The sequence below is a fragment of the Xanthomonas sp. CFBP 8443 genome, from assembly GCF_025666195.1.
Classification (GTDB): Bacteria; Pseudomonadota; Gammaproteobacteria; order Xanthomonadales; family Xanthomonadaceae; genus Xanthomonas_A.
In genome coordinates, this window is sequence record NZ_CP102592.1 from 3,939,610 (window position 1) to 3,963,087 (window position 23,478).

Genomic DNA, 23,478 nt, shown 5'->3' on the forward strand with positions numbered 1-23,478 from the left:
CCGTATCCGTGCGTCCAAACAGCACCACCTCACTCCCGCCGCAGCACCAGCAACCAATCCAGTGCCAGCATCAGCACCAACGACACCCCCACCAGCGGGAACAGCACGCCGCCGATCGCCAGCAGCGCGAGCACGCCGCGCAGGGTGCGCTGGTCCGCCGGCAGCGGCGGCACGCCCAACCCGCCGGCCGGCCGCCGCTTCCACCACATCAGTGCGGCGCTGCCGCACAACAGCAGGATGCCAATGCACGAGACGATCAGCAGTAGCTGATTGAACGTGCCGTACTGCTGCCCCAGGTGCACGTTGATACCCCATTCCAACGCCTTGGCCAGCGGCCCGTAGTCGGCGTAGCGCATGTCCAGCAGCACCTTGCCGCTGTACTGATCGAGGTGAATCACCCGTTGCTGCGCCAACTCCGGCGGATACACCGACGCGGTGTACACGCCGCGCGCACCGCGCGGCAGCGCCACGCCGTAGCCGGCGGCGATGCCGCGTGCCTGGAACTGCGCCACCGCCGCGTCCAGGCCGATCGCACCGGGCTGCAGCGCCATCGCATCCATCGCATCCATCGCCATAGCGCCATGCGCGGCATGCTCTGCGTTCTCTGCATGCTCTGCATGCGAACCGTTGCCGTTGTCCCCTATGTTTGATGCAGAACGCGCATCCGCCGTCGCGGGCATCGGCATCGACGCGGCCTGCGGCAGCTGCGACTGCGGCAAGCGCGCCTGGCGCAGCGACCAGGCCGGCACCTCTGCATCGCTCAGGCGCTGCGTGGACATCGGCAGGTCCACGCGCAGGCCGGCCGGATAGCCATAGTGATGGCCATTGGCAAGGCGGTTGACCTGCGCGCCCCAGAACCACGACCACGGCATGCCGGTCAGCGCCAGGAACAGCAGCATCGCTCCGACCACGCTGCCGGTCAGCGCATGCGTATCGCGCCAGAACACGCGCTGCGGCGGCCGTCCGCGCACCGTCGTGACGCCGCCGCGGCGGCCGCGCGGCCACCACAGGTACACGCCGGTCAGCACCAGCAGGATCGCCCAGCCGGCCGCCACTTCGATCAGCGCGCTGGCCCACGGTCCGACCAGGGCGAGGCTGTGCAGGCGCCGGATCGTCCATGCCACCGTGCCGTGCTCGGGCAGGCTGCCCAGCACGCGCGCGCGGTACGGATCCACGTACACCACCAGCCGGCGGCCATCGGCCGTACCCACGGTGACCTCCGCCGACGCGTCGCGGCGCAGCGGCGTGGTGTAGCGCAACGCCTGTCCCGGCTGCGCCGCCAGCGCCGCATCGAGCAGCCGCTGCGGCGCGACGGCCCGGGCCTGCGCCGGCACCTGCACCGTCTTCAGCGCACGATGGAAGTAGCCGTCGATCGGCTGCTGGTAGACGAAGGCGGCGCCGGTCAGCGCCAGCCAGGCCAGCAGCGGCAGCACCAGCAGGCCGGCGTAGAAATGCCAGCGCCACACCGCGCGGTAGAAACGCGCCGGCGCCGCCGCGGTCGGGTTGGGCGCGGCCATCGGCGTGGCCATCACCACCCCCAGCCGAGGCTGGCGTACAGCGCGCGGCCGTCGCCCGGCGAATAGCCGGACGAACCGCTGTCGTACCAGGCATAGACGTAGTGGCGATCGGTCAGGTTCTTCAACTGCAGCGACAACTCGCGTTGCACGCGCCACGCCCAGGTCGCGCCAATATTGGCCAGCGCGTAGCCGCCGTAGCGGCCGAGCGTGTTGCTGCGCTCCACGTAGTAGTCGCCCTGCGCGTTGCCCCACGCCGACAGCTTCAGCCGCGGCGTGGCCTGCCAGTCGACGCCGGCACTGGCCAGAGAGCGCGGCACGTTCTCGATCTCCTTGCCGCGCGTGGCCGGCGCGCTCGGATCGGGCGTGACGATGCGCGCGCGCTGCCGCGAGTACGCCAGCCACAGCGTCCAGCGTTCGTCCGCGCGCAGGTTCAACTGCGCATCCCAGCCGCGGCGCAAGGTCTTGCCGACGTTGCCGACCTCGCCGCTGCCGACCATGCCATCGACGCCGAGAATCGTCGCCACCTCGTCGGAAGCGCGCTGCTCCCAGTACGCGATGCGCGCATCCAGCCGCCTGGCGTCGGCGAACTTCAGTCCGGCCTCCCAGCCGTCGTTGTACGACGGCGCCAGGTTGCCCGTCTGGCTGCGGTAGGCACCGTTGCCGCTGCCGATCTGGAACGTGCGGCCGATGTTGGCATAGACGCTGGTCTGTGCGGTCAGCGTAAACACCGCACTGAGCTTGGGCTGCTTGATCGTGCCGTAGGCGTAGGCCGGGTAGCGCACGCCGCCGAGCCGATCGCGGAAACTGCCGTCGATCCGATCCACGCGATAGGCCGGCACCAGCTGCAAGCGCTCGAATGGGCGGATCACCGCCTGCACATAGGCGCCGCGCGTGTCCAGATCGAAATCCCAGTCGCGCAGCGGCGCGGTGCGTGCCCGCGCCACGGTGCGATAGCGTTGCGAGGTGTTGTCCTGCCATTGCCCGTCGATGCCGCCTTCCAGCGCGAACGCCGTCGCCCAGTCCACCTCGGGGCGCCAGGTCGCCTTGGCCAGGAAACCGCGCTGGGTTTCGTCGGTATCGCGCTCCTGCTGCGCGCCGGCGGCGGTGAAGCGCACCCAGCGCTGGTTCTGGTAGCGATTCCAGTACAGCTTGGCGCTGCCTTGCACGGCGTCCGCCAGCTGCGCATCCAGATGCAGGCTCACCTGCCCGGTCTGGCGTTCGCTGCGGTCGTCGCGCGCATAGTCCGGCGAACTGCGCGGCGCGCGTTGCGCGCTGGCGTCGTCCAGATAGCCCGCTTCCAGCGCTTGGTTGCGGTAGTAGCGCGCACTGAGCCCGGCGCGCCAGGCGGCGTCCGGCGCGGTGTAGAACCACTTGCCGGCGAAGGCGCGCTTGCGTGCGTCGGCATGCGCGCGGTAGCCGTCGCTGTCGCGCCAGGCCGCGAAATAGTTCTGGCTCCAGCCGCCGCGTTCGATGCCCTGGCTGGCCTGCACCTCGCGCGTGCCGAAGCTGCCGGCGGTGACGCTGGCGCGGCCGTCGTTGCCGCCGCTGCGGGTCAGCACATCGACGCTGCCGGCGATGGCGTTCAATCCGTAGCGCGGATCGTTGGTGCCGCGCACGATCTCGATCGCGGCGATATCCAGCGGAAACACCGCGTCCAGGTACGGCATGCCGCCGGCGTTGTCGTTGCTGGGCACGCCGTCGATCAGCAGCTTGACCGCGTTGACCCGGCCTTCGCCGTTGAAGCCGCGGAACGAGAAGCGGCCGGCATCGGTGCCCATCTTGAACTGGGTGACCTGCACGCCGGGCGCACGCATCAGCAGCTCCCAGCTGTAGTCCACGTGCTGGTCCTGCAGCAGGTCGCCGCCGAGGATGTCCACCGAACTCAGGACGCTGCGCGCGGCCGGCGCGGACAGGGGCTGGGCGGTGACCTGGACCTTGCCCAGGGTCAGCGCGGAATCGCCGGGGGGAAGTTGCACGCCGCTATCGGCCGCGCGTGTCGGCGCGGTCGCGCTGGCCGCCAGACACACGCAGCTGTACGCCGCCATCCGCGGCAGGGAAAAGAAACGGATCATCGATGGCTCCATCAGCACGAAGACGTACCGCGGCGATGCCGCGGCACGAAAGAACAGCCAACTCGTGGTTCAGGAGAACAGAGGCGGTCCGCGCGCGGCGTGAGCGCGCCAGGGCGCGGCCTTCACGATCCGTATGCTGCGCGACGCGGCCGGCAGGCGCAGCCGCAGCCAGGGCAGCAGCACCAGCAGCAACGCCACCCACGGCAGCAGCCGCGCCGCGAGCAGGCAGTAGTCGCAGGCCTGCTCGTGCGACATGCCGCCGTCGTCGTGCACGCCTGCGTGCGACGCCACCATTGCGATCGGCAGCGAGGGCAACGCTTGCGATCCGCGGCTGCTGCACAGCGCCCCGGCGCCCGTGTCGACCCAGGCGCCGGACCGTGCCTGCTGCCAGCGGCTCAACAGCGGCGCGGTCAGCATCAGCACGATCGCCAGCGTGGCGAGCAGTGCCCAGAACGATAGCGGCTGGCGGCGACGGATCACCGCGGCAGTCTAGTCGGCCACTCGCACGATGCCAACGCGACGAAAGCGCGCAGCGCATGTTCGCGGGAGGCCGGGCAACGTTCGCAGCGCAGTGGCGGCTGCATTGCGACGTCCAGCATGGAAGCAGGCCCAGCCGCGGAGGCGAGCAGGCAGACGACCTGCGGTGACGCGCCGTGTCGGCTGCTCGACCGGATCATGGTTGGCGCAGAGCGAGGATGTGCCGCTTGTTGCGGCTCGCGGACATCACGCCGGCTCGGCATCCGTGGCGCACTCTACCGGCCGTACACCTTGCCTCATTTCGTAATTTCTGGAAATATCGAAACGATGGACACTGACAGCACCGTTTCCGCCTTGCGCGCCCTGGCCCACGCGCACCGCCTGGCCGCCTACCGCGCATTGGTCCAGGCCGGCCCGGACGGGATGGCGGTGGGCGAACTGCGCGCCGCGTTGGGGCTGGCGCCGGCCACGCTGACCGCGCATCTGCATGTGCTGCGCGGCGCCGGCCTGATCGGCGACGAACGCCAGGGCCGGGTGATCCGGCTGCGCGCCGACTATGCGCGCATGTACGCGCTGATCGGGTTCCTGACCGAGAACTGCTGCGGCAACGGCGAATGCAGCCTCCCCGATGCTGCCGTACCCGCCGCGGCGCACAGGCCGTAACGCCCCATTTCCCCTTACCGTCCCGAGTCCCGATGAACCCGATCACGATCTACCACAACCCCGCCTGCGGCACCTCGCGCAACGTCCTGGGACTGATCCGCAACAGCGGCGCGGAACCGACCGTGGTCGAATACCTGAAGACCCCGCCCGACCGCGCCACCCTGCAGGCGCTGATCGCGGCGATGGGCATTCCGCTGCGCGAGGCGATCCGGCAGAAGGGCACGCCCTACGCCGAGCTGGGCCTGGACGACCCGGCGCTGAGCGACGACGCGCTGCTGGACGCGATGCTGCAGCATCCGATCCTGATCAACCGGCCGATCGTGGTCACGCCGCTGGGCACGCGCCTGTGCCGGCCATCGGAGATGGTGCTGGAGATCCTGCCGTCGCCGCAGCGCGGCGCCTTCGCCAAGGAAGACGGCGCAGCGCTGATCGATGCGGACGGCCATCGTGTCGGTTGACCTGTCCGACCTGCCGAACCTGGACCCGGCCGCCTTCGTGCGCCCGGATCCGTCGGCGCCGACAGCCGCGCGCGCCGCGCACCCGCCGCGCATCCTGCTGTTGTACGGCTCGCTGCGCGAGCGTTCCTACAGCAAGTTGCTGGCGCTGGAAGCGGCGCGGCTGCTGCAGGCGATGGGCGCGGAAACCCGGCTGTTCGACCCGGCCGGGCTGCCGCTGCCCGACGCCGCGCCCGACAGCGACGCCAAGGTGCAGGAACTGCGCGAACTGACGCTGTGGAGCGAAGGCATGGTGTGGTCTTCGCCGGAACGGCACGGCGCAATGAGCGGCGTGCTCAAGGCGCAGATCGACTGGATTCCACTCAGCCAGGGCGCACGCCGCCCCACCCAGGGCAAGACCCTGGCGCTGATGCAGGTCTCCGGCGGCTCGCAGTCGTTCAACGCGCTCAACCAGATGCGCGTGCTCGGCCGCTGGATGCGCATGCTGACCATCCCCAACCAATCGTCGGTGGCCAAGGCCTGGCAGGAATTCGACACGCCCGGACGGATGCGGCCGTCGGCGTACTACGACCGCGTGGTCGACGTGATGGAGGAGCTGGTCAAGTTCACCCTGCTCACCCGCGACCTGGCCCCGCACCTGGTCGACCGCTACAGCGAGCGTTTGCCCACGCCCGAAACGCTGGCGGCAGCGTCCGGCGCTGCGCCGGCCTGAGGCACGGTGGCGCGCGGTAGCGATTCAAGCGCGTCTCGGCGTGTGCCGCACCGCCGAGACAGTGTCTGCAACGCTGACGCCCAGCCCGATGCCGCTGGCGGCACGGCGAGCAGCCTGGGCGAAGTCGCCGCGCGCACCGACAGCGCACGCGCGGCGACCGGCGCTTATTCCTTCAGCACCATGTCGATGCACAGCACCGCGGCCATGATCAGGACGCGCACGTCATCCTCGGCCGGCACCGCGTTCTCGATCGCCAGCATGTAGTTGTCGGCCGAGGTGAACAGCTCCTTGCCCAGCCCGGCCCACTTCTTGGACACGCGCGCCAGTTCCCGCTCGCCCTGCACGAAGCGGAAGTCCCAGCTGGTCCACTTGCCGCGCAGCGTGCACACCAGCTTCTCGCGCGCGTCGAGCACGTCGAACTTGCCGCCGATGGAGAAGAACTTCTGGCTGAAGGAACCGACCAGGCGATCGTGCTCGTCCAGCACCTCGACCTTGGACAGGAACAGCGAGAAACCGCGCTTGACCGTCAGCACCTTGTGCCCGTCCGGGGTGCGCACTTCCACGTGGAACGGGGTCATCCGCTTGTAGTCGGTGAAACGGAAGATCTTGGTGAAGATGCCCAGGTTCGGCTCGCGGCATTCGAGCACCTTCTGGTTGCTCTGCGGGTCGAACACGTCGTAGTTGTTGGCGGCCTTGAACATGCCGACCTGTTCCTTGACGAAGAACAGGTTCTGCTGGAGGACGGGATGCATGGACTTCCTTGGGTTGAGAAAAAAGAACGCAGCGCGTCGGAGCCGACGGAATGCGGCGATAGGCGATAAGGGGGTGTGAGATCAGGCGTTCGCGGCAGGCAACGGCGGCGGCTGGCGCGTCGCACCGGACTGCGGGCAACGCCGGCGGAAGATCTGCAGCGCCTGCGCGTGCGCGGCCTGCAGCGGCACCTGCAGCACTACCGATTGCGATGGGCCACGCGACGCGCAACTCGCGTTGCAATCCCGGCGATCGCCGACGCGCGTACCGCCGAACAGCACGGTCGCGTCACAACATGCACAAGCTGCCATCCTTCCCCCTGATGATCGGCATCGGACGCGCGCCTGGCCATGCCGGGGCCGCGCCGCTCGTCCTTGATCGCGGCCCGTCGCGGCTGCCGTCGGCCGTGGCGAACACGCCGGCACGCATCATAGGCGGCGGCCCGGACCGCGGCAACGCGCGAACCGCCGCGCTGGCGCGTCGGCGCCGATGGCTAGGCGCCTGGGCCGGCCGGGCCCGGGGGCCGTACCACCGCGAGATGCATGGCGCGTCAGCGATGCGCCCGGCTCTGCCCGCGGCGACCCTTCGCGCAACGGCCGTGGCGCGGCGTCAGCGCGACGGCGCGGCGTTCGGGGCCGTTGCGCATTTCTGCGCCAGTGCCTGAAAAGCCTGCTGGCGGAACGCGGCCAACCGCACCTGCAGTTCCAGTCCGGAGTAGCTAGCCTCCAGCTCAGGCAACTGCGACAGGCGCGTCGCCAGCGTCCTGACACGGCATCCAGTCGTTGCGCCGAGGCCGCGCAACGACCACTGCGCAGTGGGTGCGCCATGCGCAACAGGCGCGCGCAGCATCGCGCCGCCGCCGACCAGCACGGATGCGCGCCGGACTCAGCTGGTGATGGTCTGGGTCAACTCTTCCCAGGTCGGCGGCGTCGGCCAATCCGGTTCCTGGTTGCCTTCCATGACCCGGCGCAGGTCGCGGGTGTCGATCTGCGGCGCCAGCACGTGCACCAGTTCCAGCGCGTAGTCGCGCAGCACGCGGTCGCGCGGCAGCACCGCCCAGGCGATGCATTCGGGGATTTCCGGCGGCGCCGGCCACGCGCGCAGGTCGGTATCGCCGGCATGCACCGCCATCTCCGCGAGCAGGCCGACGCCGAGACCGGCGCGCACGTAGGTCTTGATCAGGTCGGCGTCGAGCGCGGTCAGGGCGATGCTCGGCTCCAGGCCGAGCCGGGCAAAGGCGCGCTGCAGCGAGGAGCCGGAACGGGTCGAGGATTCGTAGCTGATCAGCGGCTGCACCGCCAGCGCGGCCATGTCCGGCACCCGCTTGGGCACGTCCAGCGCGTGCCCGCGCGGCACCAGCACCAGCCGCCGCCAGCGGTACAGCGGCACCGCGATGCCGGCGCCCGGCTCGCTGCCGGCAGTGCTGACGATGGCGATGTCGGCATCGCCCTGGCTGAGCAGGTCCAGCGCCGCGCTCTCGGCCGCCTGCTGCAGGTGCACGCTGACCTGCGGGTAGGCCTGCTTGATCTGCGCCACCGCCGGCGGCAGCACGAAGCGCGCCTGGGTGTGGGTGGTGGTCAGGGTCAGCTGGCCCTGGCTCTCGCGGCGCTGGTTGGCGGCGTAGGTGCGGATGTTGTTGGCCTCGGCCAGCACCGCGCGGGCGCGCTCGATCACTTCGCGGCCGGCCGGCGTCACCGTCTCCAGGCTGCGGCCCTTGCGCACGAACAGCAGGAAGCCGAGTTCGTCCTCCAACTGCTTGAGCTGCTTGGACAGCCCCGGCTGGGTCGCATGCACGCGCGCCGCCGCCAGGGTGATGTTGAGATCGGCATCGGCGATGGCGACGAGGTAGCGGAGTTGGGTCAGCGTCATCGAAAGCGTGGGCGAGGCGCCGCCTGGCGGGAGCAGCCACGACTGTAGTGGAAATGGTCCTGCCACCTTATAACCGAAAGCTATCTGGTAGAGGCATGAAGTCATTTCCTGGGGCTATAAGCCGGCGCTACGGTCACGCCTCCTCCCTCTTTCCTGCGTTGCGACCGCCGTGAGCCCTGCCCCGATTGCGTTGTATCCGGACCTGCGCGAGCGGCCCGTGCTGGTGGTCGGCGGCGGTGCTGCCGCCGAGCGCCAGGTGCAGGCGCTACTCGCCGCCGGCGCGGTGCCGCGACTGGGTGCGCCAACGCTGACCCCGGCCCTGCAGGCCTTGGCCGAGGCCGGACGCATCCAGTGGCTGCGCGGCCGCTTCGATGGCGCCTGGCTGGACGCGGTGTGGTACCTGATCGCCGCCAGCGACGACCCCGCGGTGAACCGGCAGGCGCTGCAGATCGCCGCCGCGCAGCGGGTGCTGGCACAGGCCGTGCCTGGTGCGGCCGATGCGGCCGTGGCCACGCCGTCGGCAGACGCCGCCGACGGCAGCCTCAGCGTGGACGCCGCGACGCCGCAGGCGCAAGCGATCCGTCCCGGCATGGTGACCCTGGTCGGCGCCGGCCCCGGCGATCCCGGCCTGCTGACCCTCAACGCGCTGCACGCACTGCGCAGCGCCGACGTGGTCCTGCACGATCGCCTGGTCAGCGCCGCGATCCTGGATCTGCTGCCGGGCACGGCCGAGCGGATCGAAGTCGGCAAGTCGGCCAGCGGCCACAGCGTGCGCCAGGAGCAGATCCACGCATTGATGCTGGAGCATGCGCGACGCGGCCGCCGCGTGGTGCGGCTGAAGGGCGGCGACCCGTTCGTGTTCGGCCGCGGCGGCGAGGAACTGGAATGCCTGCGCGCGCACGGCGTGCCCTACGCGGTGGTGCCGGGCATCACCGCCGCGCTGGCCTGCGCGGCCTATGCCGGCATCCCGCTGACCCACCGCGAGCACGCGCAGTCGCTGCGCCTGGCCACCGCGCACTGCAAGGACTCGTTCGACACGCTGGACTGGGCCGCATTGGCGCAGGAGCGGCAGACCCTGGCGGTGTACATGGGCGTGGCCGGGCTAGACACGGTGCGCGAGCGCCTGCTGCGCGCCGGCCGCGCCGCCGACACCCCGTTCGCATTGGTGGAAAACGGCTCGCGCCCGGAGCAGCGGGTGGTGGTCGGCACCCTCGCCGACCTGCCCGACACCGCCCGCGCGCACCAGGTGCGGTCGCCGGCGCTGCTGATCCTGGGCGAGGTGGCCGCGCTGGCGACCACGCTGCACTGGTTCGGCGGCGCGCCGCTGGCGCCACCGCCCTCACCTTTCCCGAAGCCGGCCGTGCCTACCCTGGCCCACGCCGCCTGACCCGCATCCCTTTTCCGGAGACCCTGCGCATGGCCATCTACGACAACATCCTCGACACCATCGGCCACACCCCGATCGTCAAGCTGCACCGCCTGCCGCCCGATCACGTGAGCCTGTACGTCAAGGTCGAGGCGTTCAATCCGGGCGGCTCGGTCAAGGACCGCCTGGCGCTGGCGATCGTGCTCGATGCCGAGGCCAAGGGCCTGCTCAAGCCCGGCGACACCATCGTCGAAGCCACCTCCGGCAACACCGGCGTGGCCCTGGCGATGGTCGCCGCCGCGCGCGGCTACAAGTTCGTGGCGACGATGGTGGAGACCTTCTCGATCGAGCGCCGCAAGCTGATGCGCGCCTACGGCGCCAAGGTGATCCTGACCCCGGCCGCCGAGCGCGGCAGCGGCATGGTGCGCAAGGCCGAGGAACTGGCCCAGCAGCACGGCTGGTTCCTGGCCCGGCAGTTCGCCAATCCGGCCAATCCGGCGTATCACCGCAGCACCACCGCCGCGGAGATCCTGCGCGATTTCGCCGGCCGCCGGCTGGACCATTTCGTCAGCGGCTGGGGCACCGGCGGCACCCTCACCGGCGTCGGCGAAGTGCTGCGCGTGGCCCGCCCGGACGTGCGCATCACCGCCACCGAGCCGGCCGGCGCCGCGCTGCTGCAGGGGCAGGAGTGGAAGCCGCACAAGATCCAGGGCTGGACCCCGGACTTCGTGCCGGAAGTGCTCAACCGCGAGGTCTACGACGAGGTACTGAGCGTGGAGGACAGCGACGCCATCGCCGTCTCGCGCCGCCTCGCCGCCGAGGAAGGCATCTTCACCGGCATCTCCGGCGGCGCCACCGTGGCCACCGCGCTGCGCGTGGCCGAGACCGCCGCGCCCGGCTCGGTGATCCTGGCGATGCTGCCCGACACCGGCGAGCGCTACTTCTCCACGCCGCTGTTCGCCGACATCAACGAAGGCTCCGACGACGACTGGCTGGCCGGTCTGCCGTGACGGGGAGCGGGAGCGCATCGACGCGCGGCGGCGCGTCGCCCGCGCCCGCGCATGGCCCCGATGCGCTGCGAAGTAACGCAGCGCATCGCGGGAAGCGCTTCGACTCTGATGCGTCCCGACGCCGGAAAGCGTGCCTCTCCGCTCGTCGCGACTGAAGTCGCTCCTACAGGGGAGCGGTGCCGCTGCGGCGAATGTGAGGCAACCTCGAAGAACTCCGCGGCCGCGTGCATCAGTCCCAAAACCATCCGAGGCCGGACAAAGCTCAGCACTGCGTTCGTCGCGCGTGCCGTCCTGATCCCCGCACCAAGCTGAGTGCACTGTGGGAGGGACGTCAGTCCCGACGCTTCGCGACATCCGAAACAAGACGCTAGCCCGGCAACGGCACGCCCAGCGCCGGCGGCTGCGGGGCGGTCAGCCGCTCCACCAGCAATCGCTCGATCGCCTCCACGTCGACCTCGCGCACCACCGTCTGCGCCTGTTCGCCCAGCCCCGGCTGGTAGCCCGGCGCCCACGACAGGATGTCGCCGTAGCCGGCACCGAACTCGGTATTGGTGTCCACGTACAGCGTCTCGGTCGCGGTAGCCAACTCCGGGCGCAACCACAGCGCCGTGGCCAGTTCGTCCCACAGCGGAAAGCCCGGTTCGCGCCGGCGCAGCGCGTGGCCGATCGGCGTGTCGGCGGCGCTCATCCGCGCCAGCAGTTGCGGGCTCAGTTCGGTCGCGGTGGACGGGTCCACCGGCACCATCAGCATCCGCCGCCACGGCGACCGCATCACGATGCTCGCCGCTTCCGGATCCCAGCGGATGTTGAATTCGCGCCGCGGCGAATTGACGAACTCGCGCGCGAACTGCCGCGCCGACACGCTGTCGCGCCGCTGCCGCGGATTGAGGCTGCCGCCCATGTACACCAGTTCCTTGGCCAGCGACGCGAACTGCGGATCCAGCCGCTGCGCCAGCGCCAGGTTGGTCAGCGGGCCGGTGGCGACGATGCTGACCTCGCCGGGAAACTCGCGCACCTTGCGGATCATGAACAACGCCGCCGGCTCGTCCGCAATCTGCACCACCGACGGATTGCCCAGCGCCAGGTCGGGCACCACGTCGTGCGCGTGGTAGCGCGGCGAACTCTGCACCGTGTCGTGCTCGATCCATTGTTTGGTCCACGCGCCCTTCCACAGCAGCTTGCCGTACAGCGCCTCCCAGCGCTCGGTAGCCAGTTCGCTGTTGAGCAACGGATGCACAGGACCCGGCACCACAGGCACCTCGCCGCGGCCGGCGATTTCAAGCAGCCGGCGCGTATGCGCCAGCGCCGCGTCGCGCCAGATGTTGCCGCTGACCACCGAGATGCCGAGCACCTCGACGTCGGGCGATTGCAGCAACAGCAACTGCGCGGGCGTGAAGCCGTCGATGTCGTCTTCGAGGATGACGCGACGGCGCGGAACGGAGGCGGTGTCGGCGGACGCTTGCGGTAGGGGCATGGATTGGAACTGGCGAGTGAGGGAGTGTCGCGCGGCAGTGTAGCTTTTGCCGTCTCTGGCATGACGGAACTTGTCCGTCGATGCATTTCCGAGGCATTGCCTGGTGACACTGGATGCGATGCACTGGGTGCATGCGCGCCTTTCGATGCAGCACGGCATCGCGAACTTATTGAGCACTCCGCTGTGCGCCCCGCAGCACGCGTGGCGTGACGCATCCTTCTTCCCGATGCGGCCGCAGTTGGACAACCGTTCGCCTGTTTCGCATGCACCCGCCTCGACACGCGCAGGCGATGCCGCGTCCCCGCCATGCAACGCCACTTGCCTGCGAATGTTGGTGTGCACGGCACTGATCGACGTGGCCGCACACGCTGGCATGGCAGCTGCGGTTTCGCATGGCATGCCCAGCCGGCATGGGACATGGCACCGACCGGCACGGTAGAGTAGCCGCGCAGGGAGCCTGGCAACCGGGGAGGGAGCGTTGAGCAATCGAGTTTCAGGGCGGGACGACAGCCGGTCCGCGCGTGTGCCGTTGCTGGTGCGTTCGACCTCGCCAGCGCATTTCCTGGTCGCGCTGCTGCTAGGCGCCCTGCTGCAGCGGATGCTCGCCCTGCCACTGCCGCAGGGCCGCACGCTGGCATGGATACAGATCGCCGGCGGCATCGTCGCCGGCGCCGGATTGCTGTTGGCGCTGGCCTGCTTCGTGCTGTTCGCGCAGCGCCGTACCACGATCCTGCCCGAAGGCGCGCCGTCGCGCCTGGTACTGCGCGGTCCGTACCGCTACACCCGCAACCCGATGTACGTAAGCCTGGTGCTGAGCTATGTCGGCCTGTGCGTGCAGATCGGCTGGCCGTGGGCGCTGTTGCTGCTGCCATTGCCGCTGCTGGCGCTGCAGCGGGTGGTGATCCCGTTCGAGGAGGCGCGCTTGCGCCAGCGCTTCGGTGATGCCTACGACCGTTATTGCGCGCAGGTGAAGCGCTGGCTGTAGGCCGCTCCGCGCAGAATGAGATGCGTCGCGATAGATGGGCACCGCACCCGCATCCAACCGAGTCATCGTCACCGGCTCGACATTCTTGCAGCAGCGACTTCAGTCGCAACAAGCCTCGCCAGTAAAGCGCGTCGCGACTGAAGTCGCTCCCACACTAGCTGCTCAACCACCAAAATGTCGCAGCGACGGCCAGCAGCAGGATGAGCGTGCCCCACAGCCACGCGCCGGGGCGATCGCCGGTGGCCACGGTCGGCGGCGTTCCTGCGCGCGGCGCGTTGCGGTCGCGGTAACGTTCGACCAACTCCTTGGCCTCGCGCAGGCCCATGCCCGGATGCTGCTCGCGGGTCAGCTTGATCGCCTGCAGAAACTGGCCCTGGCCCAGCGCCTGCAGCGCGGCGGGCGGCAGCCCCCCGCTCTGCGCTTCCGCCGACGCGGCGGCCTGCGGCGGTTCGCTGCCGGCCTGCCGGTGCAGCATCTCCGCGACCGTCTGCGCCGCCCCCGCCTGCAGCCACGCGTCCACCTGTTGCTTGGCGCTGCGCAGATCCATGCCGCTCTGGTCACGCAACAGCTTGATTGCCTTGATGATCTCGCCGCGCGCCAGGGCCTCGGCGATGGCGGGTGATGGCTGGGTCCGGTTCATGTCGCAGGCGCTGAGATGGAAACGCTGCAGTCTTGCCGTTCTCCGGTTAAGCCGCCGTTGCACCGGGCTGGCCTGGCCGTCAGGTTCATCACGTTTCCATCATTGGAATCCCATAAAGATCGCATCATGAAGATCGAAATCTGGCAAGGCGACATCACCGAACTGGACGTGGACGCCATCGTCAACGCCGCCAACGAATCCCTGCTCGGCGGCGGCGGCGTGGACGGCGCGATCCACCGCGCAGCGGGCCCGCAGCTGTTGGAGGAATGCCTGCGCCTGCCGGAACTCAAGCCCGGCGTGCGTTGCCCGGTCGGCGAAGTCCGCGCCACTGCCGGCCACCGGCTCAAGGCGCGCCACGTGCTGCATACCGTCGGCCCGGTGTGGCGCGACGGCGCCCACGACGAACCGGCGCTGCTGGCCAACTGCTACTGGCGCTCGCTGCGCCTGGCCGAACAGATGGGCCTGCATTCGGTGGCGTTCCCGGCGATCAGCTGCGGCGTGTACGGCTATCCGCTGCACCAGGCCGCGCGCATCGCGGTCGCCGAAACCATGGCCTGGCAGCGCGCGCATGCGGTGCCGAAGCGGGTGATCCTGGTCGCCTACAACGAGGCGGCCTACAAGGCCTACCAGCAGGCGCTGATGCAGAGCCAGCTGCAGGTCGCCTGAGCTGCATTGCGCGCGGCCGGCGCAGGCCGCCGCGATCGCCCTACTCCCGTATCGCTTTCTTGACAGCCTGCCGCCTGACAGGCTTGCCGGTTGTATGTGCCCTCTCCGATGACCCACTCGCAGGAGACAGCGGCGCTGGCAATCCTCGCCCGTCAATGGCGTCGGTCGAGCCACGCACGGACGGTCAATACCGCGTCGGCGAACACGTCGGGCCGCTGCTGGGGCAGGTTGTGCCCGGCGTCGACGACACGGTGCTCGTGCACCCCGACGAACATGCGGGCGTGGCTCCCGGTCCCTCCCGGCTTGAGCGGATCGCGCGCACCGTCGAGCGTCACCGCAGGAACGGTTATCGCGGGCCGGTCCGCCAAGCGGTCTTCGAGCGGCTGCAACGCCGGGTCGCCGGCCTCCCGGCCGAAGGCATGGCGGTAGGCGTGGATCACCACGTCCACGAAGTCCGGATTGTCGAACGCGCTTGCGGTCTGCGCGAAGGTCGCATCGTCGAACTGCCAGCCGGGCGACCACTCCTCCCATAGCAAGCGGCACAGATCGCGACGATGCTCGGCCAGGCAGTGGCGCCCGCGTTCGGTCTGGAAAAGATGCTGATACCAGCAGACGCGTTCGAGCGATGGCGCGGCCGCAAGCCGTTGCGCCTGCACATCGATGATGTCGTAGCCGGCGTAGCAGACCAGGCCGCCGATGCGCCCGGGCCACAGCGCCGCCACCACACAGGATGCATTGCCGCCCCAATCGAAACCGGCCAGGATCGGGCGCTCCAGGCCCAGCGCGTCGGCGAGCTGGACGATGTCGCGGCCGCGCGCGGCTTGCTGGCCACTGCGCATGACGGCATCGGACACGAAGCGGGTCGGGCCGAACCCGCGCGTGTAGGGAACCACGACCCGCGCGCCCGCACCGGCGAGCGCCACGGCCACCGCGTCGAAGGCGTGGATGTCGTAGGGAAACCCGTGCGACAGGATCACCGGCCACCCCTCGGCGGGACCGTGCTCGACATAGGCGATTCGCAGGGTATCGGTCTGGACGCTATTTGCCCTCTGCTCGTTCATGACGATTCACCTCTGTTGCGGGGACGTTCGTTTCCGATCTCCGAAGCAGCGCTTCGGCATTGCTGGCGGACGTTCAGTCTGTGTTGTCGTGGAATCTGCGGGAAACGCGGCATGCAGCAGCGGGCGAGGAAACCTGCGCGCCTAGCGGAGCGCGCCACGCCGATGCCGCCGAGCCCGCGCAGCAGCGCAGGCACTGCAGCACCAAGCCTCAGGAGCGCGCCAGGACCGTGGCGACGAAGCCGCGCAGGTCGTCGAGCATCAGCTGCGGCTCCTCCCAGGCGGCGAAGTGGCCGCCTCTGCGCATCTGGCTCCAATGCACGATGGGATACGTCTTCTCGGCGAAGGTGCGCGGAGTGGGCAGAAACACCGGATCGGGAAAGGCCGCCACGCCGGTGGGCACCGCGATGCGCGTTGCGGCGGGAAAGCGGTCAGACCCTTCCAGCCGCTGGCCGTGATAGATCCACGTCGAAGTGACGGCGGCCGCGGGTGCGACATACAGCATGATAGTGGTGAGCAATTCCTCCTCCGAGAACTTGCTCCAGATGTCCGGGCCGCCATCGGCCCGCGTCGTAAGATCGGCCCACTTCCGATCTTCTCGAGTATCCAGCCTGCCACGCCGACCGGGCTGTCGGCCATCGCCACGCCCAACGTCTGCGGGCGCGTGCGCTGCTGGTGCGCGTAGCCGGTCTCCAGATCGAGAATCGCGTCGCGGCGGGCGATCAGGTCCTTCTCCTGCGCGGTCGTGGCAGCGGCGTCGCTGGCGAAGATGCTCACCATGTTGATGTGGAAGCCGAGCAGCGCGTCGGGTCGCAGGAAGGCCATCCAGCTTGCGATATGCGCGCCCCAGTCGCCGCCCTGGACGATGTAGCGCGCCTGCTGGCCGAACAGCCGGACCATCAGCGCGTGCATGAACTCGGCGGCCCGGCGTGGGCCGATGGCGCCGGTGATCGGCGTGGAAAAGGCGAAGCCTGGGAGAGACGGAACCACGACGTCGTGCCCGTCCGCCGCCAGGGGCTCGAGGAGCCGCTCGAATTCAAGATACGAGCCTGGCCAGCCGTGCAGGAGCAGCAGCGGCGGCTTGGATCCGTCGCCGCGCAGGTGGACGAAATGCAGGCGCTCGCCCTCGACCTCGGTGGTGAAGTTGGGGAGCCGGTTGAGGCGCCGTTCGGTCGCCCGCCAATCGTAGCTGCCTCGCCAGTAGGCGACGAGCCGCTTGAGGTCGTCGATCCCCACGCCTGCGCTCCATCCTCCGGCGTCGGCGAGCTGGCTCCAGTCGTAGGCATCTACTTTCGCCTTGATGCTGACGAGCCGTGCATCTGGAATGTCGATCGTATAGGGCGAGACCATGATTACCTCGCGTCGCTCGGAGTTGACCGCCACGTCGGTTGGCGAGCGGTGCGTTCATCGGCTGGAACTCGAGTCTTTCGGCCGACGCAACGATAGAGATCGGGCACACCCCATGTCTATATTAGAATTGCGCTCAACACCTTTGCGTTCTTCGCACAAGCCACCCCCCAATGGACATCGCTGGCGAACTGGAAGTCTTTACCCTGGTGGCCGAGGCCGGCAGTTTCTCGGCGGCGGGGCGACGGCTGAAGCTGGCGCCGTCGTCCATCGCACGGGTCGTCGACCGGATCGAAGCGCGCCTCGGCGTCCGCCTGTTGCTGCGGACGACACGGGCCCTGAGGCTGACGCCGGAAGGCGCGACCTACCTGTCCTCCGCGCGGCGGATCCTGGCGGACCTGCGCGAAACCGAACAGTTGATCGCCGACCAGAGCTCGCCCAAGGGGCGCCTGCGCGTGAGCCTCTCGCTCACCTACGGCCGGATGTTCGTGGTGCCGCTTCTGCGCGACTTCATCCAGAGCCACCCCGGCATCCTGCTCGAGGTGATCTCCACCGATGCCGTCGTCGACATCGCCGCCGGCCAGGCGGACGTTGCGGTGCGGCTCGGCCCCCTCCCCGACAGCCTGCTCACGGCCCGCACGCTTGGCCAGACCCACAAGGTGATCGTGGCCGCGCCTGGGTATCTCGCGCTCCGCGGTACGCCAGTCGTTCCGGAGGATCTGCACGCGCACGACTGCATCGGCTTCAACTTCAAGCGCGCCGCCCCGACCTGGCCCTTCCGCAAGGACGGGCGCGACTACGCGTTGCCGATCAAGGGCAGCGTGGAAACCAACAATGGCGAAACCCAACGCCAGCTCGCCATCGAAGGCCTCGGGATCGCGCGGGTGTGTGCCGAGACGGCAGAGGACGCGATCCAGGCCGGCCAGTTGGTCGCGCTCCTGCAGGAGTTCAACCCTGGCGACGGCGAGGAGGTCCATGCGGTGTTCGTCGGCGGCACGCATACCCCGGCGCGGGTCCGCTGCTTCGTCGACTACCTCGTGCAGCGGCTGGGCAAAACGCGTTGATCCAAACGCGTGCCGAGAGCATGGCGGGCTCGGGCCGGACAAGCGTGAAACGAAGCGAGGCGCGGCGGCGCATCGCGAAACGAAGAACGCCGGCGGTCGCCGGCGTTCTTGCTTACTCCAGCGGTGGCGCCGACCTCAGTCCTGCCACTTGCCCAGTGCGGCCAGGCCGTTTTCCTTGGCGCGCTCGTAGACCACCTGCTGCGCCTTGGCGAAGTTGCCCTTCATGTCCTGCGACCACAGCTTCAGCGCGGCCTGCTGCATCGCGCGGCCGTAGGAGAAGCTCAGCGGCCACGGCAGGGTGCCGATCTGGTTCATCGCATTGAGATGCGCGGTGGACTGTTCGTCGGTCTGGCCGCCGGACAGGAACACGATGCCCGGCAGGATCGCCGGCACGGTGCTCTTCAGGCACATCACGGTGGACTCGGCCACTTCCTCGACGCTGGCCTGCTCGTCGCAATCCTTGCCGGCGATGACCATCGAGGCCTTCAGGATGGTGCCTTCCAGCACCACGTTCTGCTCGTACAGCGCGCCGAACAGCGAGCGCAGCGTGGCTTCGGTGACCTCGTAGCAGGTCTCGATGTCGTGGTTGCCGTCCATCAGCACTTCCGGCTCCACCATCGGCACCAGGCCCTGCTCCTGGCACAGCGCCGCGTAGCGCGCCAGCGCGTGCGCATTGGTCTCGATGCACACGCCCGACGGGATGTCCTCGCCGATGGTGATCACCGCGCGCCACTTGGCGAAGCGCGCGCCGAGCTTGTAGTACTCCTCCAGGCGCGCGCGCAGGCCGTCCAGGCCTTCGGTGATCAGCTCGCCGGGCATGCCGGCCAGCGGATGCGTGCCCTTGTCGACCTTGATCCCGGGAATGATGCCGTGCTCGGCCATGTACTTCGGGAACGGCACGCCGTCCTTGGTCTTCTGGCGGATGGTCTCGTCGTACAGGATCGCGCCGGAGATGTGCTCGCTCAGCTTCGGCGTGGTCAACAGCAGCTCGCGATACGCGCGGCGGTTCTCCTCGACATTCTCGATGCCGACGCTGGCGAAGCGCTTGGCGATGGTCGTGGTGGATTCGTCGATCGCGATGATGCCCTTGCCCGGGGCGACCATTGCCTGTGCGGTTTCGGCAAGCTGTTCGATGCTCATGGAATTCCTATGGCACGGGGGGAAACCCGAAGTATATCGCGGCAAACGCCGCCCATTCCTTCACGGAATGCCTGCAACCGTTTCCACCGGTAGACGCGCTGCGCGAGCGCACGTGCATTGCCATCGCGTGACAAGAATCGCCCTGCGGCTTGCGATGTTGCAGCGGCACCGTGGCGCAGGTCGCGATGCCGCTGGCGTTGCCAGGTCCGGCAAGGGCACGGCCGATTGCGAAGAGTTGTCGGCGCGAGCGGCGCGTTGCGGTTGCGGCGGCCCGCACGGCAGGCAAAAAAAAGACCGCGCGATGGGCATCGCGCGGTCCTGTGGGTCGCGGGCGACCCGGCTTTCGGCTACAGCTCGCCCAGGCCGCTGGCGCGGCCGTCAGGGCCGACCTCGAGCAGGCGCAGGGTGTTGGTCGCGCCGTGCGTTTCCATGTGCTCGCCGCTGGTGAACACCACGCGGTCGCCGGGGCCCATGCGCTCGGCCTCGACCAGCAGGCGGATCGCCGCGCGCGCGGCTTCGCGCGGGGTCAGGCCGCGGCTGTCGAAGTTGATCGGGAATACGCCGCGCATCATCGCCATGCCACGGCGCGCGCCGTCGTGGCGGGTGAACGCGTAGATCGGCATCTTCGAACGGAAGCGCGACAGGAAGCGCGGGGTGCCGCCGGATTCGGTCAGGGTGACCACGCCGCTCAGGCCGATGTGCTCGGACAGGAACATGGTCGCCATCGCGATCGCCTGGTCGGCGCGTTCGAGGTTGCGCTGCGCGGCCTCGAAGTCGGTGTCCATCTCGAACTGGCGCTCGGCGCCCAGGCAGATGCGTGCCATCGCCTGCACCGCCTTGACCGGATAGGCGCCGGCAGCGGTCTCGGCCGACAGCATCACCGCGTCGGTGCCGTCGATCACCGCGTTGGCCACGTCCAGCACCTCGGCGCGGGTCGGGATCGGGTTCTCGACCATCGACTGCAGCATCTGCGTGGCGGTGATCACCACCTTGTTCTGCGCCAGCGACTCGCGAATGATCTTCTTCTGCAGGCCCGGCAGCTCGGCATCGCCGATCTCCACGCCGAGGTCGCCGCGCGCGACCATCACCACGTCGCTGGCCTCGACGATCTCGGTGAGGTTCTCGATCGCCTCGGTGCGCTCGATCTTCGACACCAGCGCGGCGTAGCAACCATGCTGCTCGGCGATGCGGCGCGCGTCGTGCATGTCCTGCGCGTTACGGCAGAACGACACGGCGATGAAATCCACGCCGATCTTGGCGACGATGCCGATCAGCTCCTTGTCGCGCTCGGTCAGCGCGCCCAGCGACAGGCCGCCGCCCTGCTTGTTCAGGCCCTTGCGGTCGGACAACACGCCGTCGTTGAGCACGGTGTTGACGATGCGCGGGCCGTCGACCTCGACCACCTGCAGCTGCAGCAGGCCGTCGTCGAGCAGCAGCACGTCGCCCGGCTTGACGTCGTTGGGCAGGCCCAGGTAGCTGACGCCGACCTGCTGCTCGTCGCCCGCCGGCGCATTGGGGTCGGCGACCAGGTCGAAGCGCGCGCCGGCCTTCAGCGACACCTTGCCGGTGGCGAAGCGCTCGATGCGGATCTTCGGACCCGGCAGGTCGGCGAGGATGCCAACTTCGCTGCCCACGCGCTGCGCGGCGGCGCGCACTTCGGCGGCGCGCTTGGCCTGGCCGGAGGGGTCGCCATGCGAGAAATTCAGGCGCACGACGTTGACGCCGGCGCGGAACAGGTCCTCGAGCACGCCAGGTGGATCTGTCGCCGGGCCGAGGGTGGCGAGGATCTTGGTGCGGCGCTGGCGTTCGATCATGACATCATTCCCTGGAAAAGCCGTTAAAACTAGCACAAGCACCGCTTCGGCAGGATGGCGAATCGGCATAGCGCCCTGCGGATTCATGCATGTCTTGCGGACAGTGCGGGACAGTATGCGGACTCGACATTGCCGTTGCGCGACGCCCAGCGACGCGGCGCCATGCCGGAAAGCGTGCCCTTACCACGCTGTGCCACTGCCGGATTGCCACGCGAAGCCGACACCGCTGGCCACTGCCAGGCCTGCGCGAACAGCACGCGCAGACCAGTCATCGTCCGTAGACGGACGACCGGTAGCGCAACCGCTTTTCCGAGTCCCGAGTCCCGAATCCCGAGTCCCCGGGCCCGAACCATCAGCCAACCAACGCCAGCAACTGCCCCGGAACCTGCGCCAACGCACTGGCACCGGCCTGGCGCAGTTCCGCTTCGTCGCCGAAGCCCCACAGCACGCCGACGCTGCGCATGCCGTGGTGGTTGGCGCCTTCGATGTCCATGCGCCGGTCGCCGATCATTACGCACTGCGCCGGCTGCAATGCCAGCCGCCGCAGCGCCTCGGCGATCAGGTCCGGCTTGAAGCGGCGCTGGCCGTCGTCGCTGGCGCCGACGACCTCCTCGAAATGCGCGGCGAACGGCAGCGTCTCGACGATCCGCCGGGCGAAACGTTCGTTCTTCGACGTCACCACCGCCATGCGGTGGCCGGCCGCGGCCAATGCCTCGACCGCCGCGCCGATCTCCGGGAACACCGTGTGCTCGCGCCAGCCGCGCTCGTCGTAACGCTGCCGGTACAGCGCCAGCGCCTGCTCGACCAGCGCCGGATCGTCGAAATGTGCGTGGAAGCTGTCGCGCAACGGCGGGCCGATCCAGGCGCGCAGCGCGTCCGGCGCCGGCACCGGCTGGTTCAGCTGCTCGAAGGCGTGCGCGATGCTGCCGACGATGCCGATCTCCGAATCGACCAAGGTGCCGTCCAGGTCGAAGAACAGCGGACCGGCGCTCACGCGCCGCGCGCCTGCAATGCGGCCACCGCCGGCAGGGTCTTGCCTTCCAGGAATTCCAGGAACGCGCCGCCGCCGGTGGAGATGTAGCTCACCTGCCCGGCGATGCCGTACTTGTCGACCGCGGCCAGGGTGTCGCCGCCGCCCGCGATGGAGAACGCCGGCGAGGCGGCGATCGCGCGCGCCAGGGTTTCGGTGCCCTGCCCGAACGCGTCGAACTCGAACACGCCGACCGGGCCGTTCCAGACCACGGTGCCGGCCTTGGCGATCAGCTCGGCGTAGTGCGCGGCGGTCTGCGGGCCGATGTCCAGAATCAGGTCGTCGTCGTCCACGTCGGCCAGCGCCTTCACCGTGGCCTGCGCGTCGGGCAGGAACTGCTTGGCCACCACCACGTCGGTGGGCAGCGGGATCGCCGCGCCGCGCGCATTGGCGTCGGCGACGATCTTGCGCGCGGTGTCGAGCAGGTCCGGCTCGCACAGCGACTTGCCGACCGGATAGCCGGCCGCGGCGATGAAGGTGTTGGCGATGCCGCCGCCGACGATCAGCTGCTCGACCTTGTTGACCAGGTTCGACAGCAGCTCCAGCTTGGTCGAGACCTTGCTGCCGGCGACGATCGCCAGCAACGGCTTGGCCGGATGTTCCAGCGCCTTGGCCAGCGCGTCCAGTTCGGCCATCAGCAGCGGGCCGCCGGCCGCCACCGGGGCGAAGCGGATCACGCCGTGGGTGGAGGCCTGGGCGCGGTGCGCGGTGCCGAACGCGTCCATCACGAACACGTCGCACAGCGCCGCGTATTGCTTCGCCAGCGCCTCGTCATCCTTGCCCTCGCCGACGTTCATGCGGCAGTTCTCCAGCAGCACGATCTTGCCCGGCTGCACGTCCACGCCGTCGACCCAATCGCGCAGCAGCGGCACCTCGGTGCCGAGCAGCGCGGCCAGCCGCGCGGCGACCGGCGCCAGCGAATCGGCCTGCGTCCACACGCCTTCCTTGGGCCGGCCCAGGTGCGAGGTCACCATCACCGCCGCGCCCTGCTCCAGCGCGTGGCGCAGCGTCGGCACCGACGCCAGGATGCGCTGCTCGGAAGTGATCTGGCCGTTGTCGTCGATCGGCACGTTCAGGTCTTGCCGGATCAGCACGCGCTTGCCGGACAGGTCGAGATCGGTCATTCGCAGGATGGGCATTGTCGGTTGCTCGCTATCGTGGGGTTGCGGGGGAAGTGAAGCTGCCGCGCAGCATGGGCGTCGCCGCTGCAACGCCCGCTGTCGGCGCGCTCGGCCATCGCGCACCGGCGACGAAAGAAGGGCATTGTCCGGCGTCGGCCGCGCAGCGGCAAATCGGGACGTCGCGCAACGTCGAACGCGCGCGGATGCCGGGCCACGGGCGACAAGCGCGCCCGGGCCGTCATGCAGGG

22 protein-coding genes are annotated in these 23,478 nt (G+C 69.3%); 8 read left to right on the plus strand and 14 right to left on the minus strand.

Going from position 1 to position 23,478, the window contains the following annotated elements; translation table 11 throughout:
* Positions 1-29: 29 nt before the first annotated feature.
* The 3 genes from NUG20_RS16450 to NUG20_RS16460 all read right to left on the minus strand — a co-directional run bounded on the left by NUG20_RS16450 (position 30) and on the right by NUG20_RS16460 (position 4,006).
* Positions 30-1,529 carry a PepSY-associated TM helix domain-containing protein gene (locus NUG20_RS16450; RefSeq protein WP_263395501.1) on the minus strand — a complete coding sequence of 500 codons (1,500 nt, stop codon included), beginning with the start codon at positions 1,527-1,529 and terminating at the stop codon, positions 30-32.
* On the minus strand, positions 1,529-3,589 hold the full coding sequence (locus tag NUG20_RS16455; RefSeq protein ID WP_263395502.1) for a TonB-dependent receptor: 2,061 nt from the start codon (positions 3,587-3,589) through the stop codon (positions 1,529-1,531). Before NUG20_RS16455 ends, NUG20_RS16450 begins: the two co-directional genes overlap by 1 nt.
* 69 nt (positions 3,590-3,658) lie before the next feature.
* Entirely contained in the window at positions 3,659-4,006 is a 348-nt protein-coding gene (locus NUG20_RS16460; protein ID WP_263398514.1) for a DUF2946 family protein, read from the minus strand.
* Between the two features lie 387 nt (positions 4,007-4,393).
* Here NUG20_RS16460 and NUG20_RS16465 point away from each other — a divergent pair, with 387 nt between their 5' ends.
* Genes NUG20_RS16465 through arsH form a run of 3 tightly spaced genes read left to right on the plus strand, consistent with a single transcriptional unit; the run spans position 4,394 to position 5,896 of the window.
* A complete protein-coding gene (locus NUG20_RS16465; RefSeq protein ID WP_263395503.1) occupies positions 4,394-4,729 on the plus strand; it encodes an ArsR/SmtB family transcription factor in 336 nt (111 codons plus the stop codon).
* Positions 4,730-4,761: 32 nt separating this feature from the next.
* Positions 4,762-5,187: an arsenate reductase (glutaredoxin) gene (arsC, locus tag NUG20_RS16470; protein ID WP_263395504.1), complete on the plus strand. Its 426-nt coding sequence runs from the start codon at positions 4,762-4,764 to the stop codon at positions 5,185-5,187.
* Positions 5,162-5,896: an arsenical resistance protein ArsH gene (arsH, locus tag NUG20_RS16475; RefSeq protein ID WP_263395505.1), complete on the plus strand. Its 735-nt coding sequence runs from the start codon at positions 5,162-5,164 to the stop codon at positions 5,894-5,896. Before arsC ends, arsH begins: the two co-directional genes overlap by 26 nt.
* Before the next feature lie 164 nt (positions 5,897-6,060).
* Here arsH and NUG20_RS16480 read toward each other — a convergent pair whose 3' ends face one another.
* The 3 genes from NUG20_RS16480 to NUG20_RS16490 all read right to left on the minus strand — a co-directional run bounded on the left by NUG20_RS16480 (position 6,061) and on the right by NUG20_RS16490 (position 8,515).
* Positions 6,061-6,648 (minus strand): LURP-one-related family protein, encoded by a 588-nt coding sequence (locus NUG20_RS16480; protein ID WP_263395506.1) that lies wholly within the window; start codon positions 6,646-6,648, stop codon positions 6,061-6,063.
* A 607-nt stretch (positions 6,649-7,255) separates the two neighbouring features.
* Positions 7,256-7,516 carry a hypothetical protein gene (locus NUG20_RS16485; protein WP_263395507.1) on the minus strand — a complete coding sequence of 87 codons (261 nt, stop codon included), beginning with the start codon at positions 7,514-7,516 and terminating at the stop codon, positions 7,256-7,258.
* 15 nt (positions 7,517-7,531) lie between these two features.
* Entirely contained in the window at positions 7,532-8,515 is a 984-nt protein-coding gene (locus tag NUG20_RS16490) for a LysR family transcriptional regulator (RefSeq protein WP_179566748.1), read from the minus strand.
* A 169-nt stretch (positions 8,516-8,684) separates the two neighbouring features.
* Between NUG20_RS16490 and cobA the strand changes: the two genes are divergently transcribed.
* Positions 8,685-9,902 (plus strand): uroporphyrinogen-III C-methyltransferase, encoded by a 1,218-nt coding sequence (gene cobA / locus NUG20_RS16495; RefSeq protein ID WP_263395508.1) that lies wholly within the window; start codon positions 8,685-8,687, stop codon positions 9,900-9,902.
* Positions 9,903-9,931: 29 nt separating this feature from the next.
* On the plus strand, positions 9,932-10,891 hold the full coding sequence (gene cysK, locus NUG20_RS16500) for a cysteine synthase A (RefSeq protein ID WP_263395509.1): 960 nt from the start codon (positions 9,932-9,934) through the stop codon (positions 10,889-10,891).
* A 367-nt stretch (positions 10,892-11,258) separates the two neighbouring features.
* Here the strand turns inward: cysK and NUG20_RS16505 are convergent, their stop codons facing one another.
* A complete protein-coding gene (locus NUG20_RS16505; protein WP_263395510.1) occupies positions 11,259-12,365 on the minus strand; it encodes a nucleoside hydrolase in 1,107 nt (368 codons plus the stop codon).
* A gap of 478 nt (positions 12,366-12,843) precedes the next feature.
* Between NUG20_RS16505 and NUG20_RS16510 the strand changes: the two genes are divergently transcribed.
* Positions 12,844-13,350, plus strand: coding sequence for a methyltransferase family protein (locus NUG20_RS16510; RefSeq protein WP_263395511.1), 507 nt, complete (start codon positions 12,844-12,846; stop codon positions 13,348-13,350).
* A gap of 154 nt (positions 13,351-13,504) precedes the next feature.
* Here the strand turns inward: NUG20_RS16510 and NUG20_RS16515 are convergent, their stop codons facing one another.
* Complete coding sequence (locus NUG20_RS16515; RefSeq protein ID WP_263395512.1) at positions 13,505-13,990, minus strand: hypothetical protein; 486 nt, start codon at positions 13,988-13,990, stop codon at positions 13,505-13,507.
* A 126-nt stretch (positions 13,991-14,116) separates the two neighbouring features.
* On the opposite strand from NUG20_RS16515, the gene NUG20_RS16520 reads away from it, so the two are divergent.
* On the plus strand, positions 14,117-14,656 hold the full coding sequence (locus NUG20_RS16520) for an O-acetyl-ADP-ribose deacetylase (protein ID WP_263395513.1): 540 nt from the start codon (positions 14,117-14,119) through the stop codon (positions 14,654-14,656).
* 152 nt (positions 14,657-14,808) lie between these two features.
* On the opposite strand, the gene NUG20_RS16525 is transcribed toward NUG20_RS16520, so the two are convergent.
* Both NUG20_RS16525 and NUG20_RS16530 read right to left on the minus strand, forming a co-directional pair.
* Entirely contained in the window at positions 14,809-15,717 is a 909-nt protein-coding gene (locus NUG20_RS16525) for an alpha/beta fold hydrolase (RefSeq protein ID WP_263395514.1), read from the minus strand.
* A gap of 258 nt (positions 15,718-15,975) precedes the next feature.
* Positions 15,976-17,064, minus strand: coding sequence for an epoxide hydrolase family protein (locus NUG20_RS16530; RefSeq protein ID WP_263395515.1), 1,089 nt, complete (start codon positions 17,062-17,064; stop codon positions 15,976-15,978).
* Positions 17,065-17,234: 170 nt separating this feature from the next.
* Between NUG20_RS16530 and NUG20_RS16535 the strand changes: the two genes are divergently transcribed.
* Complete coding sequence (locus NUG20_RS16535) at positions 17,235-18,125, plus strand: LysR family transcriptional regulator (protein ID WP_263395516.1); 891 nt, start codon at positions 17,235-17,237, stop codon at positions 18,123-18,125.
* A gap of 135 nt (positions 18,126-18,260) precedes the next feature.
* Here the strand turns inward: NUG20_RS16535 and NUG20_RS16540 are convergent, their stop codons facing one another.
* From NUG20_RS16540 to NUG20_RS16555, 4 genes are all read right to left on the minus strand, one after another.
* The gene (locus NUG20_RS16540) at positions 18,261-19,265 is read right to left on the minus strand and encodes a class I fructose-bisphosphate aldolase (RefSeq protein ID WP_263395517.1); all 1,005 of its coding nucleotides are present in this window, start codon (positions 19,263-19,265) and stop codon (positions 18,261-18,263) included.
* A 347-nt stretch (positions 19,266-19,612) separates the two neighbouring features.
* Positions 19,613-21,079 (minus strand): pyruvate kinase, encoded by a 1,467-nt coding sequence (pyk, locus tag NUG20_RS16545; protein WP_263395518.1) that lies wholly within the window; start codon positions 21,077-21,079, stop codon positions 19,613-19,615.
* Between the two features lie 352 nt (positions 21,080-21,431).
* On the minus strand, positions 21,432-22,073 hold the full coding sequence (locus NUG20_RS16550) for an HAD-IA family hydrolase (RefSeq protein WP_263395519.1): 642 nt from the start codon (positions 22,071-22,073) through the stop codon (positions 21,432-21,434).
* Entirely contained in the window at positions 22,070-23,248 is a 1,179-nt protein-coding gene (locus NUG20_RS16555; protein WP_263395520.1) for a phosphoglycerate kinase, read from the minus strand. Before NUG20_RS16555 ends, NUG20_RS16550 begins: the two co-directional genes overlap by 4 nt.
* Positions 23,249-23,478 lie beyond the last annotated feature (230 nt).

Coding starts and splice junctions, on each gene's coding strand:
- NUG20_RS16525 (WP_263395514.1), bottom strand. CDS start 15,717: ATGAACGAGCAGAGGGCAAATAGCGTCCAGACCGATACCCTGCGAATC.
- NUG20_RS16530 (WP_263395515.1), bottom strand. CDS start 17,064: ATGGTCTCGCCCTATACGATCGACATTCCAGATGCACGGCTCGTCAGC.
- NUG20_RS16540 (WP_263395517.1), bottom strand. CDS start 19,265: ATGAGCATCGAACAGCTTGCCGAAACCGCACAGGCAATGGTCGCCCCG.
- arsC (WP_263395504.1), top strand. CDS start 4,762: ATGAACCCGATCACGATCTACCACAACCCCGCCTGCGGCACCTCGCGC.
- NUG20_RS16520 (WP_263395513.1), top strand. CDS start 14,117: ATGAAGATCGAAATCTGGCAAGGCGACATCACCGAACTGGACGTGGAC.
- NUG20_RS16505 (WP_263395510.1), bottom strand. CDS start 12,365: ATGCCCCTACCGCAAGCGTCCGCCGACACCGCCTCCGTTCCGCGCCGT.
- arsH (WP_263395505.1), top strand. CDS start 5,162: ATGCGGACGGCCATCGTGTCGGTTGACCTGTCCGACCTGCCGAACCTG.
- NUG20_RS16535 (WP_263395516.1), top strand. CDS start 17,235: ATGGACATCGCTGGCGAACTGGAAGTCTTTACCCTGGTGGCCGAGGCC.
- NUG20_RS16555 (WP_263395520.1), bottom strand. CDS start 23,248: ATGCCCATCCTGCGAATGACCGATCTCGACCTGTCCGGCAAGCGCGTG.
- pyk (WP_263395518.1), bottom strand. CDS start 21,079: ATGATCGAACGCCAGCGCCGCACCAAGATCCTCGCCACCCTCGGCCCG.
- NUG20_RS16515 (WP_263395512.1), bottom strand. CDS start 13,990: ATGAACCGGACCCAGCCATCACCCGCCATCGCCGAGGCCCTGGCGCGC.
- NUG20_RS16450 (WP_263395501.1), bottom strand. CDS start 1,529: ATGGCCACGCCGATGGCCGCGCCCAACCCGACCGCGGCGGCGCCGGCG.
- cysK (WP_263395509.1), top strand. CDS start 9,932: ATGGCCATCTACGACAACATCCTCGACACCATCGGCCACACCCCGATC.
- NUG20_RS16480 (WP_263395506.1), bottom strand. CDS start 6,648: ATGCATCCCGTCCTCCAGCAGAACCTGTTCTTCGTCAAGGAACAGGTC.
- NUG20_RS16465 (WP_263395503.1), top strand. CDS start 4,394: ATGGACACTGACAGCACCGTTTCCGCCTTGCGCGCCCTGGCCCACGCG.
- NUG20_RS16490 (WP_179566748.1), bottom strand. CDS start 8,515: ATGACGCTGACCCAACTCCGCTACCTCGTCGCCATCGCCGATGCCGAT.
- NUG20_RS16455 (WP_263395502.1), bottom strand. CDS start 3,589: ATGATCCGTTTCTTTTCCCTGCCGCGGATGGCGGCGTACAGCTGCGTG.
- NUG20_RS16460 (WP_263398514.1), bottom strand. CDS start 4,006: ATGCTGACCGCGCCGCTGTTGAGCCGCTGGCAGCAGGCACGGTCCGGC.